At 55.6% G+C, this 17796-nt stretch carries 16 protein-coding genes; 5 read left to right on the forward strand and 11 right to left on the reverse strand.

Annotated elements, in window-relative coordinates; translation table 11 throughout:
• Window positions 1–32: 32 nt before the first annotated feature.
• Together BVC71_RS08245 and BVC71_RS08250 are read right to left on the reverse strand one after the other, a co-directional pair.
• Complete coding sequence (locus tag BVC71_RS08245; RefSeq protein WP_086451151.1) at window positions 33–1112, reverse strand: Hint domain-containing protein; 1080 nt, start codon at window positions 1110–1112, stop codon at window positions 33–35.
• Entirely contained in the window at window positions 1112–2692 is a 1581-nt protein-coding gene (locus tag BVC71_RS08250; protein WP_086451152.1) for a Hint domain-containing protein, read from the reverse strand. The genes BVC71_RS08245 and BVC71_RS08250 overlap by 1 nt, the downstream gene beginning before the upstream one ends.
• A gap of 275 nt (window positions 2693–2967) precedes the next feature.
• On the opposite strand from BVC71_RS08250, the gene dapE reads away from it, so the two are divergent.
• Together dapE and rnr are read left to right on the forward strand one after the other, a co-directional pair.
• A complete protein-coding gene (dapE, locus tag BVC71_RS08255; protein ID WP_086451153.1) occupies window positions 2968–4122 on the forward strand; it encodes a succinyl-diaminopimelate desuccinylase in 1155 nt (384 codons plus the stop codon).
• Between the two features lie 44 nt (window positions 4123–4166).
• Window positions 4167–6425: a ribonuclease R gene (rnr, locus tag BVC71_RS08260; protein WP_086451154.1), complete on the forward strand. Its 2259-nt coding sequence runs from the start codon at window positions 4167–4169 to the stop codon at window positions 6423–6425.
• Here the strand turns inward: rnr and BVC71_RS08265 are convergent, their stop codons facing one another.
• The 6 genes from BVC71_RS08265 to mbfA all read right to left on the reverse strand — a co-directional run bounded on the left by BVC71_RS08265 (window position 6426) and on the right by mbfA (window position 12637).
• On the reverse strand, window positions 6426–6908 hold the full coding sequence (locus tag BVC71_RS08265; protein ID WP_086451155.1) for an RNA pyrophosphohydrolase: 483 nt from the start codon (window positions 6906–6908) through the stop codon (window positions 6426–6428).
• Window position 6909: 1 nt separating this feature from the next.
• Window positions 6910–7527 carry a hypothetical protein gene (locus tag BVC71_RS08270; protein WP_086451156.1) on the reverse strand — a complete coding sequence of 206 codons (618 nt, stop codon included), beginning with the start codon at window positions 7525–7527 and terminating at the stop codon, window positions 6910–6912.
• 66 nt (window positions 7528–7593) lie between these two features.
• The gene (locus BVC71_RS08275) at window positions 7594–8925 is read right to left on the reverse strand and encodes a S41 family peptidase (RefSeq protein WP_086451157.1); all 1332 of its coding nucleotides are present in this window, start codon (window positions 8923–8925) and stop codon (window positions 7594–7596) included.
• A gap of 8 nt (window positions 8926–8933) precedes the next feature.
• Window positions 8934–10055: a murein hydrolase activator EnvC family protein gene (locus tag BVC71_RS08280; protein WP_086451158.1), complete on the reverse strand. Its 1122-nt coding sequence runs from the start codon at window positions 10053–10055 to the stop codon at window positions 8934–8936.
• Complete coding sequence (gene gpmI, locus BVC71_RS08285) at window positions 10052–11575, reverse strand: 2,3-bisphosphoglycerate-independent phosphoglycerate mutase (RefSeq protein WP_086451159.1); 1524 nt, start codon at window positions 11573–11575, stop codon at window positions 10052–10054. The genes BVC71_RS08280 and gpmI overlap by 4 nt, the downstream gene beginning before the upstream one ends.
• An 84-nt stretch (window positions 11576–11659) precedes the next feature.
• Entirely contained in the window at window positions 11660–12637 is a 978-nt protein-coding gene (gene mbfA / locus BVC71_RS08290) for an iron exporter MbfA (RefSeq protein WP_086451160.1), read from the reverse strand.
• Window positions 12638–12797: 160 nt separating this feature from the next.
• Between mbfA and BVC71_RS08295 the strand changes: the two genes are divergently transcribed.
• On the forward strand, window positions 12798–13415 hold the full coding sequence (locus BVC71_RS08295) for a TetR/AcrR family transcriptional regulator (RefSeq protein WP_086451161.1): 618 nt from the start codon (window positions 12798–12800) through the stop codon (window positions 13413–13415).
• Between the two features lie 36 nt (window positions 13416–13451).
• On the opposite strand, the gene BVC71_RS08300 is transcribed toward BVC71_RS08295, so the two are convergent.
• Window positions 13452–14582 carry an S-(hydroxymethyl)glutathione dehydrogenase/class III alcohol dehydrogenase gene (locus BVC71_RS08300; protein WP_086451162.1) on the reverse strand — a complete coding sequence of 377 codons (1131 nt, stop codon included), beginning with the start codon at window positions 14580–14582 and terminating at the stop codon, window positions 13452–13454.
• Between the two features lie 137 nt (window positions 14583–14719).
• On the opposite strand from BVC71_RS08300, the gene BVC71_RS08305 reads away from it, so the two are divergent.
• Together BVC71_RS08305 and BVC71_RS08310 are read left to right on the forward strand one after the other, a co-directional pair.
• A complete protein-coding gene (locus tag BVC71_RS08305; RefSeq protein WP_086451163.1) occupies window positions 14720–15007 on the forward strand; it encodes an I78 family peptidase inhibitor in 288 nt (95 codons plus the stop codon).
• A 222-nt stretch (window positions 15008–15229) separates the two neighbouring features.
• A complete protein-coding gene (locus BVC71_RS08310) occupies window positions 15230–15568 on the forward strand; it encodes a DUF2794 domain-containing protein (RefSeq protein WP_086451164.1) in 339 nt (112 codons plus the stop codon).
• Here the strand turns inward: BVC71_RS08310 and BVC71_RS08315 are convergent.
• Window positions 15565–16371 (reverse strand): C40 family peptidase, encoded by an 807-nt coding sequence (locus BVC71_RS08315; protein ID WP_165767745.1) that lies wholly within the window; start codon window positions 16369–16371, stop codon window positions 15565–15567. The two genes, BVC71_RS08310 and BVC71_RS08315, sit on opposite strands and share 4 nt — an antisense overlap.
• Window positions 16371–17738: a leucyl aminopeptidase family protein gene (locus tag BVC71_RS08320; RefSeq protein ID WP_086451166.1), complete on the reverse strand. Its 1368-nt coding sequence runs from the start codon at window positions 17736–17738 to the stop codon at window positions 16371–16373. The genes BVC71_RS08315 and BVC71_RS08320 overlap by 1 nt, the downstream gene beginning before the upstream one ends.
• Between the last annotated feature and the right edge of the window lie 58 nt (window positions 17739–17796).

Here is a 17796-nt window from a genome sequence, read left to right on the forward strand (position 1 = left end):
GATACCTGTCTTTCAGGCGACACGCAACAAAGTTACCTAAACGGAATGAGTAAGGCCTCGAAATTACGAAGGTGAGGCATATCCAGACTGGTCGAGTTTGGCAAAAGTTCGATGGGCACATCGCGCAAAATTCCTGCACGAATGACCTCGGGGTTTGCGCGGAAATGAGCAGGGTTCAGCGTCGGTGCACGCACGCCTGATAGCGATATGACATCGTGTTGATCCAGAAGCAGGTGAAAATAGGTCACAACATCGTTGCGGGTATCGACGACGATTTCGCTGTCGTCGACCAAATGACCGATTTCCGCCAGCACGTGTTCTTGATTGAATAGATATTCGATTTTTGAACCAGCTAGTTCGATCTGCTGCGTTGCCCCAAACCCAATATTAGTCGTTGCACCATAAAACGGCGCGCGGATGACCCGCGGCGCAAACCGTCCGCGTGCAGGTAACGATTGTTCCACCACATGCAGGACTTGCGCCCGGCCACCGTTGGCCGTGTGAATTGACGTGCCAGGTTTGATGTCTTTGACCTTCTGGGGGCCGCTGGTTGTTTCGATGATCGCATCGCCTGACAAACTGGCAGGCAACCCAACAGGTTCGATCGTATTCGCCATTGCGCAAAACTGCGTGGTGGGCCCCAGTCGCGTATGCGCGGATTTGGTAAACATACGGTCGGAATCCAGTACCGATAGTGGCATTGGACCCTGTAGGTCAGTGGAAAATTCGTCTCCGGCACAGCTGCGCGCGGCCAACATGCCGGTGCGGTTTTGGCTGTCCCACGTATACCAGATCGTCGCCGCACCTTTGTGCGTCGCCAAAGATGTCGGTAGTGCATAAGCAACCGTAGATGGCCCCATAGACATCATCAGGTGCAAGGTACCGTCATCGTCGATGGCGATCCGAAACGAACTATGCCACGGGGCCGATGCCGCATAGCGGAATAGGTTTTGCCGCACGTGATCGGGGTCTATCGAACATTCGATGACAATCGTGCCACGCGTAAAAAGTGAATTCGCCTTAAGCTGTAGGGGACCGTTGTGCGGGGCGTCTAACCCCCGCGGAGCAAACCGGCCAATGCCGTGTCTATCCCGCAGGCCGATCCACGCCATTACGCGATCCCTGCCAACAATTGCGCTTCGTAGGATTTTAGCGAAAGCCGTGCAGACGGTCCGTATCCCAACCCAGTTTCGGGTGACAATTCCGGGAACAGCGTACAGATTTCGTCCAGCACCTCTTTTTCAAAGCAGTCTTTGGTCTGGGGGCCGGGGTGAAAGCTTTCGGTGGCTAGGCCTTCGGAAAAGACGACTTGGTGCGAATCAAACAGGATGTGGTGATAGGTCACCGTTCCGCCCGAAACAGGCCGAACCGTCAGATCGTTAATCAAATCTTTGGCTTTGACTAGAACCTCGTCTTCGCCAAACAAAAGGTCCGCTTTGGTGTCTTTTAGCAAAACGCGGTGCTGCGGGGATACCATCAGGCGTTCGTGATCGCCCAAGGCACCTTTATCAATCACGATCGGGGCTAGGTTGCCCGTCGCAGGGACAGTGCGGCTGCCAACCCACCGCAGCGGCTGTGGTCCATCGTCTAGCGTCACGACCCAATCGCCTGGTTCCAAATCTTCGACAGGGATCATGCCGCGCACAGTTTCGATCCGCGTTCCTGCAACGAAACAGGGGATAACGTCCAAATTGACGATGCCGGTCGAAACCGCAATTTCATTGCCGTTTTCGAAAGAGGATGCCTGATACGTGAAAGCCACATCTTCGGCATTGGCATCTGCATCGACAGTGATCGTTCCGTCGGCGTTCAGCGTTACAACTTGCCCTGTTGATAAGGTAACAGTGCTACCTGCTGTAACATCCTGGCCGTTGATCTGCGTAATTTGCAGTGTACCAGTTGTCTGATTGGTATCGTTAGCCAGTAGGTCAAACGTTTTGCTGCCGCCAATGAACATGGATTCATCGTCAAGTTCGGCAATCAAATATGTTTGGCCGGAATTCGCGGCGATCAAAAGATTGGAGTCGTAAGAGGCGTCGCTCACATCGGCGATGCCGATGCGGATCGTGTTCACTTCGCCCGAGTTGACGGGCATGTTCAGCGTCAGGGTGACCGTAAACCCGTCCATTTCGGTGTTGTACTGGTCACTTGTGTTGTCGATGTACAGGTTCTCTTGGCTCGTGCCGTTTACGTTCGACACAGACGTAGACCCGTCACCAACGGTGATCGGAACATGTTCGCCGTTTACCCATACGCCAACCACATCGTTGAAAACCGATCCTGCGTATTCCGGATATTCATCCGAGCTGAACACAAAGCTCAGCGTCATGACATCACCGTCTGGGATAAATGATGCATCGATCCACGACGCATCATAAGTCGATGTGCCCGCGACTTCGTTGAAATCCGCGTTGTTATTGACGCCGCTAGTGTTGGTTGTTGTGTTGTTCGATACGTTCGACTGCCAACGGTTGTTGGTCGTGAATGAGGCGGCATCACCTGTGGACAGGATCACGCCCGTGTCGGACGGAGTCACCCCGCCTGTGCGGTCACCATCCGTATAGATCGCCGAAGAGTCGTTATCTCCGGTGTACGATGCCGATACAACTGTGACGCCATCGCCGAAAATGGTTTCGGCTATCTCCATCGCAGATGCATTGGTATCGTAGCCTATCTCGCGTCCACGTACCATTTTTATGCCTCAGCCCCAGCCAAGGTCAGCGCAGATTCGGTCGGTCTTTGCCGACTTCACTATATATTGTGGCTATTCCTGCTCGCCACGGACCATATATGGTCTGCCCTGCCTCGGGTCATTCTTATGGGTATAGGTTATGATCCGTTTGGTAAATTTGTTAACCTTTTTGGGCGCTTGGCTGTCCATGTGGCGAAACTGTGTTCAAATCGCCACATTGTGATTGATTGCATCAGAGCGGCGGCTTGGGTACGGCTAAGTCAAAGGAGACAACCATGACCCCTATCGATCCCGTTGATTTGACCGCCCGTTTGGTGCGCTGCAATTCTGTGACGCCAGCCGAAGGCGGGGCGCTGGTTTTGTTGCAAAACGAACTAGAGGCCGCAGGTTTTGAATGCACCCGCGTCGACCGCGAAGGAATCGCCAATCTATACGCGCGCTGGGGTCGCAAGGGCGCGAACCGCACGTTCGGGTTCAACGGACACACCGATGTTGTGCCTGTCGGGAACATCGATGACTGGACGACTGACCCATTCGGGGCCGAAATTAAAGACGGCATTATGTACGGGCGCGGCACAACCGATATGAAATCGGGCGTCGCGGCGTTTGTAGCGGCAGCGATCGACCATGTGCGCGAAACGCCCCCCGATGGCGCGATTGCGATTGCTATCACTGGCGACGAAGAGGCGGACGCTGAACACGGCACCATCGCGTTGCTGGACTGGATGGACGAACAGGGCGAGGCGATGTCGGTCTGTCTGGTCGGCGAACCGACGTGCCCTAATGAAATGGGCGAAATGATGAAAATCGGTCGTCGCGGGTCCATCACCGCGTGGTTCACGATCACGGGTGTTCAGGGACACGCGGCCTATCCGCATCGCGCCAATAACCCGCTGCCTGCGATGGCGCGATTGGTGGATCGTATGTCCAGCCATGAATTGGATCAGGGTACTGATCATTTCGATGCCTCCACGCTGGCCTTTGTGACGGTGGATACGGGCAACCCCGCGACCAATGTCATTCCGGCCGAGGTAAAAGCGACCGTGAACATCCGTTTTAACGATCTGCATACGGGCGCATCACTGGAACAATGGATCCACGATCAGGCTGATACTGTCGCACAGGCATTCGGTCTGCAAATCGCGGTCAAAGTGAAATGTTCCGGCGAAAGCTTTGTCACGCCCCCGGGCGAATTGTCTGATCTGGTCGCGAAATCCGTTCAGGCGGTGACAGGTCGCACGCCTGAATTGTCGACCTCGGGCGGCACATCGGATGCGCGGTTTGTGAAAAATCACTGCCCCGTTGTGGAATTCGGTCTGGTTGGCAAAACCATGCACCAAGTCGACGAACGGGTAGAGGTCGAACAGATCAATCAGCTGAAAACCATCTATTCGCGCGTTTTGGCCGATTATTTCGATAATCAGGCGTAATTTTCCACCGTGCGCTTTGCCCTGCCAAATGGTAGGGCAAAGGTATGACTCGTATCCCGTCCAAAGAGGAAATCCTTGAATGGATTTCCCAGAACCCGACCCTCGCCACGAAACGCGATATTGCCAAAGCCTTTGGGATCAAAGGCTCTGCGCGGATCGATTTGAAACGCGTGCTGCGCGAAATGGAATCCGACGGGACGCTGAACAAACGCAAATCATCCCGCGCTGACCGCGAAGGCCTGCCGCCCGTGGGCGTATTGCAGATCGTTGACCCTGATCACAACGGTGATCTGTGGTGCCGCGCGATTGAATGGCGGGGCAAAGGCAACGCGCCGCGCATCCTGTTGATCCAACGCGATAGCGATCCAGCCGTTGCGCCGGGCGACCGTATCTTGGGCAAACTGACCCAAGCGAACGGCGAAGATTACGATTACACCGCACGTATCATCCGCCAGATCGGTCATAACCCGCAGCGTATCGTTGGTATTTTCCGCCAAGGCCACGAAGGCGGGCGGATCATGCCGATCGACAAAAAGAACGACAAACAATGGATCGTGCCCGCAGGCGCGGTGCATGGCGCCAAAGACGGTGAATTGGTCGAGGCAGAACAATCTGGCTCCAAAGGCCGCATGGGCCTGCCCAAGGCGCGTATCGTCGAACGTCTGGGCGATCCAACCGCGCCCAAGGCCGTTAGCCTGATCGCTATTCATCAGCACGGCATTCCAGATGCGTTTCCCGATGACGTGATCAAAGAGGCGGACGCCGCCAAACCTGCTGGGCTAAAGGGGCGCACTGATCTGCGCGACCTGCCGCTGCTGACCATCGACCCCGCTGATGCCCGCGACCGCGACGATGCGGTTCTGGCCATCCCAGATGAGGACCCGAAAAACAAAGGCGGGTTCCTGCTGTGGGTCGCGATTGCCGATGTTGCGCATTACGTTCGCCCGAATTCCGCACTGGACCGCGAGGCGCGTAAACGCGGCAACTCTAGCTATTTCCCTGACCGCGTTGTGCCGATGCTGCCCGACCGTCTGTCGGGCGATCTGTGTTCCCTGCACGAAGACGTCCCGCGCGCCTGTATGGCGGTCGAGATGAAGATCGACGCCCAAGGCAACAAGATCAGCCACCGTTTCGTGCGCGGCCTGTTGAAATCTATCGCATCGCTTGCGTACGAAGATGTGCAGGCGGCCATGGACGGCAATCCGGACGAACGCACCGAACCCCTGCTGGAGCCGATCCTGAAGCCGCTATATGGCGCATACGAGGCGCTGAAACGTGCCCGCGCGGTACGTCAGCCGCTGGAATTGGACCTGCCCGAACGTCAGATCGTGTTAAACGACGAAGGCGAGGTGACATCGGTCGCGTTCAAAGAACGGTTTGACGCCCACAAACTGATCGAAGAGTTCATGGTCCTGGCCAACGTCGCTGCGGCCGAGGAACTGATCAAACACAAAATGCCTCTGCTGTTCCGCGTTCACGAAGAACCCAGTCAGGAAAAACTGGAATCTCTGCGCGAGGTCGCACAGGCCAGCGGTCTGAATTTGGCCAAAGGTCAGGTGCTGCAGACCCGTCACCTGAACCAACTGCTGAAACAGGCCGCGAATTCGGACCAGTCCGAACTGATCAACATGTCCACGCTGCGGTCGATGACGCAGGCCTATTACAATCCTGAAAATTTTGGCCACTTTGGTCTGGCGCTGCGCAACTACGCGCATTTCACATCGCCTATTCGTCGTTATTCCGACCTGATCGTTCACCGCGCGCTGATCAAGGCGCATGGGTTTGGCGACGACGGTCTGTCGGACTGGGATATTGAAATGCTAGAGGCGACCGGCAAGCAGATCTCTGATACCGAACGCCGTTCTATGCTGGCCGAACGTGACACGACTGACCGTTATCTGGCGGCGTTCATGTCGGACCGCGTTGGCACCGAACTGGCGGGCCGTATCAGCGGCGTTCAGAAATTCGGCGTGTTCGTGAAACTGGACGAAACGGGCGCAGATGTGATGGTGCCGATCCGGTCGCTGGGGTCGGAATTTTTCCACTTTGACGCAGACGCGATGGAGCTGTTCGGAGAAAAGTCGGGCACCGTGGTGCGCGTCGGTCAACGCGTGACGCTGAAGCTGACCGAAGCGGCCCCAGTGACAGGCGGCATGGTTGGCGAAATCGTCACGATTGACGACCGCGCCATGCCCAAAGGCGGACGCGGCGGAAAACGCGGCCCTGCACCACGTCGCAAGGCGGCAAGTTTTAAAAAGAAAGCCGCGAAAACAGCCCGCAAGGTCAAGCGGACCCGCAAATAATCAGATTTGCGGGCCTAGTTCGGCCATGACCTGTTCGTAAACCGCGCGTTTGAATGGAACGATCGCGCCGACTACATCGGCGGGGTCGATCCATTTCCATGCGGTGAATTCAGGATGTTCGGTTTGGATGTTGATTTGATCGTCGGTCCCGTTGAACCGCAGCAGGAACCATTTCTGTTCCTGACCTTTGTAGCGGCCTTTCCAGATGTGCGGCACCACGTCGTGGGGCAGGTCATAGGCGACCCAGCCTTTGGTTTCACCGCCAACGGTCACCAAATCAGGCGACACACCGATTTCTTCGCCCAATTCGCGTAGGGCAGCCTCGCGGGGCTCTTCGCCTTTGTCGATGCCGCCTTGGGGCATTTGCCACGCATCGGTGTCGCGGTCATTGCGCTGGCCGACGAACACTTTGCCCTCTTTGTTAACCAGCATAACGCCAACACAAGGACGATAAGGGAGTTTGGCGATATCTTCGGGAGTCATTTTAGTCCGGCGTATGTTTTTTAGGGGCAAATAGATCGATCATCATCAAGATGACCACGGCCAAACTAGCATAGGCAAGCGGGCGACCGAAAGGCATGTAAATTCTGAACGAAAGTGCGCCGTAGAACAAAGCGAGTGCCAGAGGGATGACCCAAACAAACCTTGCTGGAACGACTAAAGACAAACCCAAAGAAAACATAATGGTAGGGAAAGGATTTGTGCCAAAGTATGCAAGTTCATTGATTTGGCGGCCTTGCTCGAGCCCCAAAATAACGTAGCCCACCAAACCGAACACCATCATCAGAGAGCCTGATATGCGCCGTGCTGTGTTGCCGGAATATTCTGGTTTGCTGATCGCCATGATGATGGCTTGGGCCGTGAAGATCAGCAAATTCACGTAAGCCATATAGTGGTAGCTGCCAAAGAACAGCCCAAAGAAAACGATACCGACCATCAACCAGCTGGTTGCAGCGATGTAATATGAAATCCTGTACATATCCAAAAGCGACGCAATCAAGGCGATCAGGCCAAGCGCGGTAAATACCAACGGCAAAGGCCAAATCACTTCGTGGTAAAGATCCATCCGTTCGCGGATAAGCGCAAGAAGTTCGTTATCCATGGTGTCTACTCCTTTCGGTATAGACACCATGAATGACGTTAAGAATTTTTCAACCGTCTAAACTGATCAGTTTTGGGAACCGAGTGCGCCCAATCCGCGCAGAATGTCGATTGCATAGGCCAGTTGATAATCTTCCTCACGAAGGGCGGCTGTCGCTTCGGCGCGGGCTGCGTCTTCTTCGATTTGGCGGATTTCATCTTCGGTCAGACTATCGTTGTCCAAGGCGCCGCGCAGGTCGGCTTCGGAGCGGAATACGAAACCGTCTTCTTCGGTTTCTTCTTCATTCCGCGGGATTGGCTGTTCGACGATGATGTCTGGCTGAATGCCCAGTGCCTGAATCGAACGACCCGATGGGGTGTAATAACGGGCCGTCGTCAGGCGCATCGCGCCGTCGCCTCGCAATGGCATCACGGTCTGGACCGATCCTTTACCAAAGGATTTGGTGCCAACGACAATGGCGCGGCGGTGATCTTGCAAGGCGCCCGCAACGATTTCCGATGCCGATGCCGACCCGCCGTTGATCAGGACAACAACGGGCATGCCGCCAGTAATATCGCCTTCTTCGGCGTTATAACGATCTGCGTCTGATGTGTTGCGACCACGGGTCGACACGATTTCACCGGCATTCAGGAAAGCGTCGGATACATAGATCGCTTGGTTCAGCAAACCGCCAGGATTGTTGCGCAGGTCCAGAATGACACCATCAACGTTTTCAACGCCGCCAGCCTCTTCGACTTGTTCTTGATAGCCCGCGACCAGATCGCTGATGGTTTGATCGCTAAATGTTGCGATACGCAGAACGACAGCGTCGCCTTCGGTACGGGCGCGGACGGCGGCCAGTTTGATGGTGTCACGGATAATCGACACGTCGAATGGTTCGGTTTCGCCTTCGCGCACGATGGTCACGATGATTTCCGACCCGACGGGGCCGCGCATCAGATCGACTGCGTCATCTAGCGTCAGACCCAGCAGGCTTTCGCCGTCTACATGGGTGATGTAATCGCCTGCCAGAACGCCCGCCGCATCCGCTGGCGTGCCGTCCATTGGCGATACAACTTTGATCCAACCTTCTTCTTGGGTGACTTCGATACCCAAGCCGCCAAATTCGCCTGACGTCTGAATGCGCATATCGGCGGCATCATCAGGAGATAGATAGCTAGAGTGCGGATCCAAAGAGGTCAGCATGCCGTCAATCGCGGCTTCGATCAGCGCGGCCTCGTCAACGGGTTCGACGTATTGGGCGCGGATGCGTTCAAAGATGTCACCGAACAAATCTAGCTGTTCATAGACCGATGTATTCTTTTCCGCCTCTTGTGCGATCAAGGGGCCTGCAAACTGGGTCGTGGCTAGAATGCCCAGAACGGTGCCAGTTGCAGCGGCAATTGCAAATTTCTTCATGTCGTACCTCATTCGATCGCGAACCATAGTGCGGGGTCTACCGGAGCTTGCCCTTCTCGCACCTCGAGATAAAGGGTCTCGGTGGCAGTTAGGCCCGCTCCGTTCTGCATTTCTGTCAAAATCTCATCAACTAATGGTGAGTCGCCGCCCATCATGCCAATTGGCGACCCTGCGGGTAGAATTTCACCGACATTGCCGAATACCTCGGCCAGTCCCGCATAAATGAATAAAACGTCTGCTGCGGGTTCTAGGATGACAACGTTCCCGTAATCTAACAATGGGCCTCGAAATCGTAACGTGGCCGCCACTGGCGTCGTTACAATCACGCGTGGGCGGGCCGCAATCAACAAACCGGGACGAGAAATGCCAGCTAGGTCTTCTTCGTTGAAACCGCGCAAAACCCGCCCTTGAACGGGTAGAGGTAATTCCCCGCGTTTGGACAGTGCATCGGGTGACGAAATGTCCAATTCGGTTCCAATGGTATCGTTCAACCCACTGGCAAAAGCATCCAAGGTTTCGGCGGATGCGATCAGCAAGGCCGTTTGAATGTCATCTTCGGTAAATCGCTGTGGCAGGTCGGTGCGGTCGGAAATCGCAGCGCTGAGTGCGGCGCGTGCGGATTGTGCGCCATTCAGGCCCTTGGTCAGGGTATCGGCAGCGTTATTTTGCAAATCGCGCAGGAATGCGACCTCTTCCAACTGGGCGCGCAGGGCGACGACTTCGTCCTGTAGGGCAGGGGTAACATCGGCCAAAATCATGCCCGACCGGGCGGTGCCCGTGGGCCCTGTCGGGTGCAGCAGCAATACTGGCGACGGTGCGCGTCCCATCGACTGTAAAACGCCCAACAACTGCGCGATTTCGTCGGATTTCGCGTTCAGCTCCAGCTCTAATGCTTCTTGCCGAACGGCGGCGCGGCGCAGACCTTCGCGCAGGGCGATCAGGCCTTCCTCATAGGCTTTAACGGTTTCAGTCAGCGCGGTGACGCGGTCGCGGGCACTGCTGGCATTTTGCAGCTGGATGCTGGCGTCTTCGATCCGTTGAGCTGCATTCACCGCAGCCTCGCCTGGGCTGGTCTGGGCCAACGCAGTGCTGGCCCAAATCAAGGATATGAACGCAAAAGCGCGGATCATTTGGTGATCAGGCTTTCGCCGGTCATTTCGGCTGGTTTGTCTAGGCCCATCAGATCCAGAATGGTCGGGGCCAGATCGGCCAAACGGCCGTTGCGCAGGGAAATGCCAGCAGGGCCGCCGAACACAGCGACAGGGACCAGATTGGTGGTGTGCGCGGTATGCGCGCCGCCCGTTTCAGGATCGACCATCATTTCGCAGTTGCCGTGATCTGCGGTGATAACCATCGCGCCGCCTGCTTTTTCCAGTGCGGCGACGACTTGGGTTAGGCCCTGATCGACGGCTTCGCAGGCTTTGATAACCGCATTCAGGTCGCCAGTGTGGCCCACCATGTCGGGGTTCGCATAGTTGGTGACGATCAGGTCGTAGCCTTTTTCGATCGCTTCGACGAATTTTTCGGTCACCTCTGCCGCCGACATTTCGGGCTGCAGGTCATAGGTGGCGACCTTTGGCGATTTCGGCATGTAGCGGTCTTCGCCTTCTTCGGGGGCTTCTTTGCCGCCGTTCAGGAAGAACGTCACATGTGGGTATTTTTCGGTTTCGGCCAGACGGAACTGGGTTTTGCCCTGCTTCGCGACCCAAGCGCCCAACGTGTTTTCGATTTTCCGTTTCGGGAAAACGATGTCGTACCATTGGTTATGGGCGTCCGAATATTGGACCATGCCCAATAGCGCGGCAAACGGAGGCATCGCGCCACGATCGAATTCAGCAAACTCAGGGTTGCCCAATGCAGCCAGAATTTCGCGAGCGCGGTCTGCGCGGAAATTCAGGCAGAACAGGCCGTCGCCGTCTGCAACGCCAGCGTAATCGCCGATAACGGTGGCTTTGATGAATTCGTCCAGTTCGTCACGGTCATAACCAACGGCAACTGCATCGATCGCGGTGTCTGCGGTGAAATCAGCCTTGGCCGTTGCGATGGCGTCATAGGCGGTGGACACACGTTCCCAACGGTTATCACGGTCCAGCGCATAATAGCGGCCCGTGACCGTACCGATCTTTACGCCTTCTGGAAGGCGCGCCACCAGATCAGCCATATAGGTATCTGCCGATTTCGGCGCGACATCGCGGCCATCGGTGATTGCGTGCAGTACAACAGGAACGCCAGCGTCGGTCATAACCTTGGCCGCTGCCAGAACGTGTTCGATGTGACCATGCACGCCGCCGTCGGAAATCACGCCCAACAGATGCGCGCGGCCACCTGTTTCTTTCATCTTTGCGATGAATTTCACGATGGCATCGGTTTTGCCGAAACTGCCGTCTTCGATTGCCAGATCGATCTGGCCCAGATCCATCGCCACAACGCGGCCCGCGCCTATGTTTGTGTGGCCAACCTCGGAATTGCCCATCTGTCCGCTAGGTAGACCCACGTCGGGGCCGTGGGTAATCAGCTCTGCCGTTGGGCATTCTGACATGATGCGGTCAAAAGTTGGGGTATTCGCCAGCGCAGGGCCGTTCGCAGAGGTATCTGCGTTTTTGCCCCAGCCATCCAGAATGCACAAAACAACGGGTTTAGGTTGGCTCATGGTCTGCTCCTCTTTGTCGTCATCTACTTAACGATGACCGCGCGGCAGGAACAGCCCCACAAACCCAAATGGTGCGAAAATCCGCTACCCCGCGCCGATTAAGGCACCTGCTGCGAAAACCAACGCACCGCCCAGAACGACTTGGAACGTGGCGCGCAGGAATGGGGTCTGCATATAGCGGTTTTGAATCCAGACGATGGCCCACAATTCGACGAACACGACAAAGAACGCAATGATTGTTGCGGTCCAGAAATGCGGGATCAAATAGGGCAACGCATGACCCAAACCGCCCAAGGCCGTCATGACGCCCGCCGCGATGCCGCGTTTAAAGGGCGATCCGCGGCCCGACAGTTGCCCGTCGTCTGATGCGGCTTCGGTAAAGCCCATGGAAATGCCCGCGCCGATGGATGCGGCCAGACCAACAAGGAACGTTGTATGCGGGTCTTGGGTCGCAAAGGCGGTCGCGAAAATGGGGGCCAGTGTAGACACGGACCCATCCATGAGGCCCGCCAATCCCGGTTGCACCCAAGTCAGCAGGAACTGGCGGTGTGCGGTGTCGGCCTCGGTATCTTTGGCGTCATCGCTTAGGTGCGTTTCGGTCAGGTCTTCGGCGGTATTGGCGTGGGATGCTTCGGCTGCGGCCAGATCGCCCAGTAATTTGCGCGTGCCCGCGTCCGACGTTTTCTGGGCTGCGGCCAGATAAAACCGTTCGGCGTCCTGTTCCATCGCGGTGGCTTCGGTGCGGATGCGGTCGATGCCCAGATTTTCGATCAGCCAAACAGGGGATCGATTGTAATACCCCGCCACATGTTCGCGGCGGATCAACGGGATCACATCGCCAAAACGGCGGCTGTGTTCGTCGATCAGGCGCTGTCGGTGTGTGTCTTCTTCGGCGGCCATGCCGTCAAACACAGCAGCAGTCGAGGGATAATCAGTGCGCAGACGTTCGGCGTACATACGATAAATGCGTGCGTCGTCTTCTTCGGACGATATCGCAAGAGCAAGTATTTCCTGCTCGCTTAGGTCTGAAAAACGGCGTTTGGAAGAGAGTTGTGGCAACATGGTCGGGCCTTTCTAATCATTTACAAATTATGGCCGTAATCTGGGGTTGCAATGGGAACCTGATCTGTCGCGTCAAAAAGAACGCTTCACACGACTAAATGTGAATTTTGACACGCAAAAAGGTTTATCTATAATCAAGTTCTAATTGAACGGAGTCGACATGGCAGACGGTGATAGCACGATCAAACGCGGACGTAAGTTTGATCAGGTTCTGGCAGGCGCACAACAGATTTTCCTGAAAGATGGATTTGATGGCGCTAGCGTGGATGACATTGCCAAAGCGGCTGGCGTGTCCAAAGCGACCCTATACAGTTATTTTCCCGACAAACGCCTATTGTTTATGGAAGTCGCGCGTCGCGAATGCGAGGCCCAAGCTGATGCAGCCGAAGCTTTGGTAGATACGTCCCTTCCTTTGCGCGATATATTGATGTTGGCTGGGCGCAGTATTGTCGGTGCGATGAGCCGACAGTTCAACATTCGCATGTATCGGATGTGTGTCGCCGAATCCGAACGTTTCCCGCAGGTTGGTGAATTGTTTTACGAATTCGGCCCCGCATTGGTGCGCGAACGGATTGGTTTTTTTCTGCGGATGTTCACGGAAAACGGGCAGCTAAAGATTGAAGATTTCGATCTGGCATCAGATCAATTTCTACAGCTATGCCGCGTCGACCTGATGGATCGGTCGCTTTTTAAATTGGAAACAGATTTTTCGGCGACTGATGTCGACTACGTTGTGAATAACGCGGTCGAAATGTTTTTGGCGCGCTACGCCGCCTGAAATTAGGCCCCCGCATGTCGCAGGGGCCTAATTCAATTAGTACAGAACAACCGAACGAATGGATTCGCCTGAATGCATCAGGTCGAAGGCTTCGTTGATTTTTTCCAATGGCATGGTGTGGGTGATCATCGGATCGATTTCGATCTTGCCGTCCATGTACCAGTCTACAAATTTAGGCACGTCGGTGCGGCCCTTGGCGCCGCCGAATGCCGTGCCTTTCCAAACACGGCCAGTGACCAGTTGGAATGGGCGGGTGCTGATTTCGGCGCCAGCAGGTGCGACACCGATAATGACCGACACACCCCATCCCCGGTGCGAACATTCTAGCGCATCACGCATGACCTTTACGTTGCCAGTCGCGTCGAACGAATAATCCACGCCGCCAATCTGATCCGCGCCGATTTTGGTCAGGTTCACGATCTCTTCGACAACTGTACCGCTGATTTTCGACGGGTTGACGAAATGGGTCATGCCGAATTTGCGCGCCATTTCTTCTTTGTCGTCGTTCAGATCAACGCCGATGATCATGTCAGCGCCAGCCATGCGCAGACCCTGAATCACGTTCAAACCGATGCCGCCCAGACCGAACACCGCAGCGGTCGATCCGATTTCAACGCCAGCGGTGTTGATCACAGCGCCAATGCCTGTGGTCACGCCGCAACCGATGTAACAGATTTTGTCGAACGGCGCGTCGTCACGCACCTTTGCCAGAGCGATTTCAGGCATCACAGTGTGGTTCGCAAAGGTCGAACAGCCCATGTAGTGATAGATCGGGGTGCCATCCAGCATCGAAAAACGAGTGGTGCCATCCGGCATCAGACCTTGACCTTGGGTGTTGCGGATCGCGGTACACAGGTTGGTTTTACCCGATAGGCAGGACGGGCATTCGCGGCATTCTGGCGTGTACAGAGGAATGACATGGTCACCTGGTTTCAGCGTGGTGACTCCTTCGCCGACTTCCAGAACAATTCCTGCGCCTTCGTGACCCAAGATTGATGGAAACAGACCTTCGGGGTCTGCGCCGGAACGGGTGAATTCGTCGGTGTGACAAACGCCAGTCGCTTTAACTTCGATTAGGACTTCACCCGCTTTGGGGCCTTCTAGGTTGACCTCCATAATCTCGAGCGGTTTGCCAGCCTCGACGGCGACGGCTGCTTTGGTGCGCATAACAAAATTCCTCCCTAAATAATTGGGTGCAGGTTGGACCAAGGTCGTATTCATTGCAACTAAACTCACACGTGTTTGACCTGTCTTTTTAATCGCGGCACTCTGGGGGCTGAATGCGGCGAATAGGATGAATTAAAATGACACAAACCCGCTGGATTATTGCATTTTTTGCGCTGGGCTTGGCGGGCTGTTTGAAATCGGCACCAGAGCTTGCGCGGCTGCCTGAGGTGGGGGCTGATACTTGCCAAGGCGCACAATACGCCGGTTTGCTGGATCAGGATCAGACAGCGCTAGAACGGGTTTTGATCATGCGCCAGATCCGCATCATCCGCCCTGGTGACATGGTCACAATGGATTATCGGGCCGAACGCATCAATTTTGCGATCGGTGAACAGGGACAAATTTCGCGGATTTATTGTGGTTAAGTGATAGCTCCACGCTGCTATGACGTGGAGCTATCCTTAACTTCAAGGCTGCCTGACGCACTGGGTGGGGGCAATAACAACGCCAGTCAATAACACCTTGTGGTTTCACCATGACCGCAGGCTGGGGCGGTATCCCGACTGTGGCGGGGCAATTCATCGGTGATTTTGGGGCAAAACAAAGGCGCTATTGATTTGTGATCCGTTTCGCGCACATCATTAGGTATGACAGCTTATACAACGACGCCATTTCCGCGCCCTGATGAAAAGGTTGCGTTTCACCGGACAGAGTTGAACGTGATCATGGGCCTATATGGCCGCTACGTCGCCGCTGGCGAATGGCGCGATTATGGTATTTCCAGCCTAAAGGACGCTGCCATCTTTGCAGCCTTTAAACGCACGGCAGAAAATCCGCAGTTCCGTATCGAAAAGCGCCCAAAGTTGCGTATGAGGCAGGGTCAATATGCGGTGATTGGCGCTGAAGGTCAGGTTCTGAAACGGGGCAATGACCTGCGTCAGGTGCTAACGGTTTTGGAACGCAAGCTGATCCGTATCGTCGATTAGGGCCGCCGATGGTGGGTCGGTTGGCCCATACGGTTAAATCCGATTTCTATGGTTTCTACCGTAACTGCCATGTGGTGCGCATTGGCGTGGACAATGCGCGTTTGATCCACTGCCATCGCCACATGACCGGGCCAGAAAAACAGATCACCCGATTGTGTTGGCGTGTCAGGGGGCAGCAAAGTGCCAACCTCATCCCGCTGCATATCGCTGTCGCCGGGGCAGTCGATCCCGCAGCCCTGCAGCGCCATTTGCACCAGTCCGGAACAGTCAATTCCATCAGCAGAATTGCCGCCCCACAGGTAGGGTACACCAACAAATTTCAGAGCCTGTTGGGATGGATTAGTGTCTAATTTATCAATTTCACCCAGCATCTGTTCAGGCACGAAACCAAGCGGCGTTTTGGCCATTTTGTTATCAATTCCGAACACGGTCAGTTGCGCCCCGTAACTGATGCGGCACAGGTCGGGTGATTTGATATCGGGGTCACGAAATGCGTGGGTTGCAGTCACCGCGACGCGATGCGTTGCTTGCCATGCAGGTGACAGTTGAGTTTGTTTCAAATAGCCGACGTAGCCATCCCGTAGGGATTGAACGAAATGCATCGACCCGATTGTGTCGTACACCCTGACGGGGGTTCCCGCGATCAACTGGCGGTCCCTTTTGCCGTCTGGGGTATCCAGCAGGTCAGCAACCGGCACGGACACCCACGCGGGCGACCCGTCGGAATAATGCTCTGCCGCGACCACGCCTTTTAGTTCGGTCGCGGCGACCCGTCCGTTCGCGGCTGTTCGGCGACGATCCATTATATCGACAGGATGTTTGGTAGCGCGTGCAGCAGTGCGCGGGCACCTTGACCTGCACCGCCTTTGGGACGGGCTGGTGCGGCGCTGGGTTGCCATCCGTAAATGTCAAAATGGGCATAGGGCGCGTCCGCAAAACGGCGAAGGAATAGCGCTGCGGTAATCGATCCAGCCATGCCGCCAGATGGCGCGTTATCCAAATTAGCGATCCCTGGTTCGATCATTGATTCATAGGGCGCGTGGAACGGCATACGCCAGACCGGATCGGTACCTTTGATCGCGCCTGATTGAATGGCGGCGGCGATGTCATCATCGTCGACGTAAAACGGCGCTAGGTCTGGACCCACGGCCACACGCGCCGCCCCCGTTAGGGTCGCCATGGATATCATAAGGTCTGGGTTATCTTCGCTGCCATAGGCCAGCGCGTCGGCCAGAACCAAACGACCTTCGGCGTCTGTGTTGTTGATTTCGACCGTTAGGCCTTTGCGGCTGGTCAGAATGTCTTGGGGGCGGAAGGCGGACCCGTCGATTGAATTTTCGACAGCTGGGATCAGAACGCGCAGCTGAACAGGCATCTGGGTTGCCATGATCATATGGGCCAATCCCAAAACGGTTGCTGCGCCGCCCATATCTTTTTTCATCAGGCCCATAGACCCACCCGGTTTGATATTCAAACCACCGGTGTCGAAACACACGCCTTTGCCGACCAGTGTCAGTTTTGGCCCTGACCCACCCCATTTAATGTCGATCAGGCGCGGTGCGCGCGATGATGCGCGGCCCACTGCATGGATCATGGGAAAGTTTTCATCCAGCAGTGTGTTGCCCGATATGACATGGATTGTTGCGTTATGTGTATCTGCCAATGCGCGCGCCGCATTTTCCAATTCCTCGGGGCCCATATCAGACGCGGGTGTATTGATCAGGTCGCGCGTTAGGAATTCACCGCTGACCATCGCCTCCAGCAACACATCATCAATGCCTTCTGGCGTTTTTAGGGTCGCTGCCATTGGCGATTGTATGCGGTAGCGGTCAAACCGATACGATTCCAAACGCCACGCTAGGGCAGCTTCGAACAGGGCATCGCCGCTTAGGCCCTGTAGCTGGTATTCACCTTTGGGCAGTTTGGCTGCGGCAGAGGCGATTTGAAACCGTTGCCGTTGGGCGGATTCAGGTGATCCTGCGCCTAATAGGGCCATGGAAATATTCCCATTCGCATCGGGCACCGTAACGCAGTCGCCCGATTTACCGCTGAAACCTTGGGTCATGGCCCATCGCGCCGCCATAGGCGGCAAGTTTTCCGCAATTTGAGGCCAGTCAGTTTGATGAATAACGCGTGCGGGAATGGCAGTGTTTTGGGTGGTTTCGGTCATGGTGGCCTCTGTTCATTTGCCAACACACTAGCCTGCTTGTTCCGCGCCGCAAGGTGGT

Origin of the sequence: Marivivens niveibacter (genome assembly GCF_002150005.2) — a bacterium.
Taxonomy (GTDB): Bacteria; Pseudomonadota; Alphaproteobacteria; order Rhodobacterales; family Rhodobacteraceae; genus Marivivens; species Marivivens niveibacter.

Excerpts from the sequence above, each read along its gene's own strand:
- BVC71_RS08265 (WP_086451155.1), bottom strand. The coding sequence starts at position 6,908 with ATGACTCCCGAAGATATCGCCAAACTCCCTTATCGTCCTTGTGTTGGC.
- BVC71_RS08305 (WP_086451163.1), top strand. The coding sequence starts at position 14,720 with ATGACACAAACCCGCTGGATTATTGCATTTTTTGCGCTGGGCTTGGCG.
- BVC71_RS08320 (WP_086451166.1), bottom strand. The coding sequence starts at position 17,738 with ATGACCGAAACCACCCAAAACACTGCCATTCCCGCACGCGTTATTCAT.
- rnr (WP_086451154.1), top strand. The coding sequence starts at position 4,167 with ATGACTCGTATCCCGTCCAAAGAGGAAATCCTTGAATGGATTTCCCAG.
- BVC71_RS08250 (WP_086451152.1), bottom strand. The coding sequence starts at position 2,692 with ATGGTACGTGGACGCGAGATAGGCTACGATACCAATGCATCTGCGATG.
- BVC71_RS08270 (WP_086451156.1), bottom strand. The coding sequence starts at position 7,527 with ATGGATAACGAACTTCTTGCGCTTATCCGCGAACGGATGGATCTTTAC.
- BVC71_RS08300 (WP_086451162.1), bottom strand. The coding sequence starts at position 14,582 with ATGCGCACCAAAGCAGCCGTCGCCGTCGAGGCTGGCAAACCGCTCGAG.
- BVC71_RS08315 (WP_165767745.1), bottom strand. The coding sequence starts at position 16,371 with ATGGATCGTCGCCGAACAGCCGCGAACGGACGGGTCGCCGCGACCGAA.
- BVC71_RS08295 (WP_086451161.1), top strand. The coding sequence starts at position 12,798 with ATGGCAGACGGTGATAGCACGATCAAACGCGGACGTAAGTTTGATCAG.
- BVC71_RS08280 (WP_086451158.1), bottom strand. The coding sequence starts at position 10,055 with ATGATCCGCGCTTTTGCGTTCATATCCTTGATTTGGGCCAGCACTGCG.
- mbfA (WP_086451160.1), bottom strand. The coding sequence starts at position 12,637 with ATGTTGCCACAACTCTCTTCCAAACGCCGTTTTTCAGACCTAAGCGAG.
- dapE (WP_086451153.1), top strand. The coding sequence starts at position 2,968 with ATGACCCCTATCGATCCCGTTGATTTGACCGCCCGTTTGGTGCGCTGC.
- BVC71_RS08310 (WP_086451164.1), top strand. The coding sequence starts at position 15,230 with ATGACAGCTTATACAACGACGCCATTTCCGCGCCCTGATGAAAAGGTT.
- BVC71_RS08275 (WP_086451157.1), bottom strand. The coding sequence starts at position 8,925 with ATGAAGAAATTTGCAATTGCCGCTGCAACTGGCACCGTTCTGGGCATT.
- BVC71_RS08245 (WP_086451151.1), bottom strand. The coding sequence starts at position 1,112 with ATGGCGTGGATCGGCCTGCGGGATAGACACGGCATTGGCCGGTTTGCT.
- gpmI (WP_086451159.1), bottom strand. The coding sequence starts at position 11,575 with ATGAGCCAACCTAAACCCGTTGTTTTGTGCATTCTGGATGGCTGGGGC.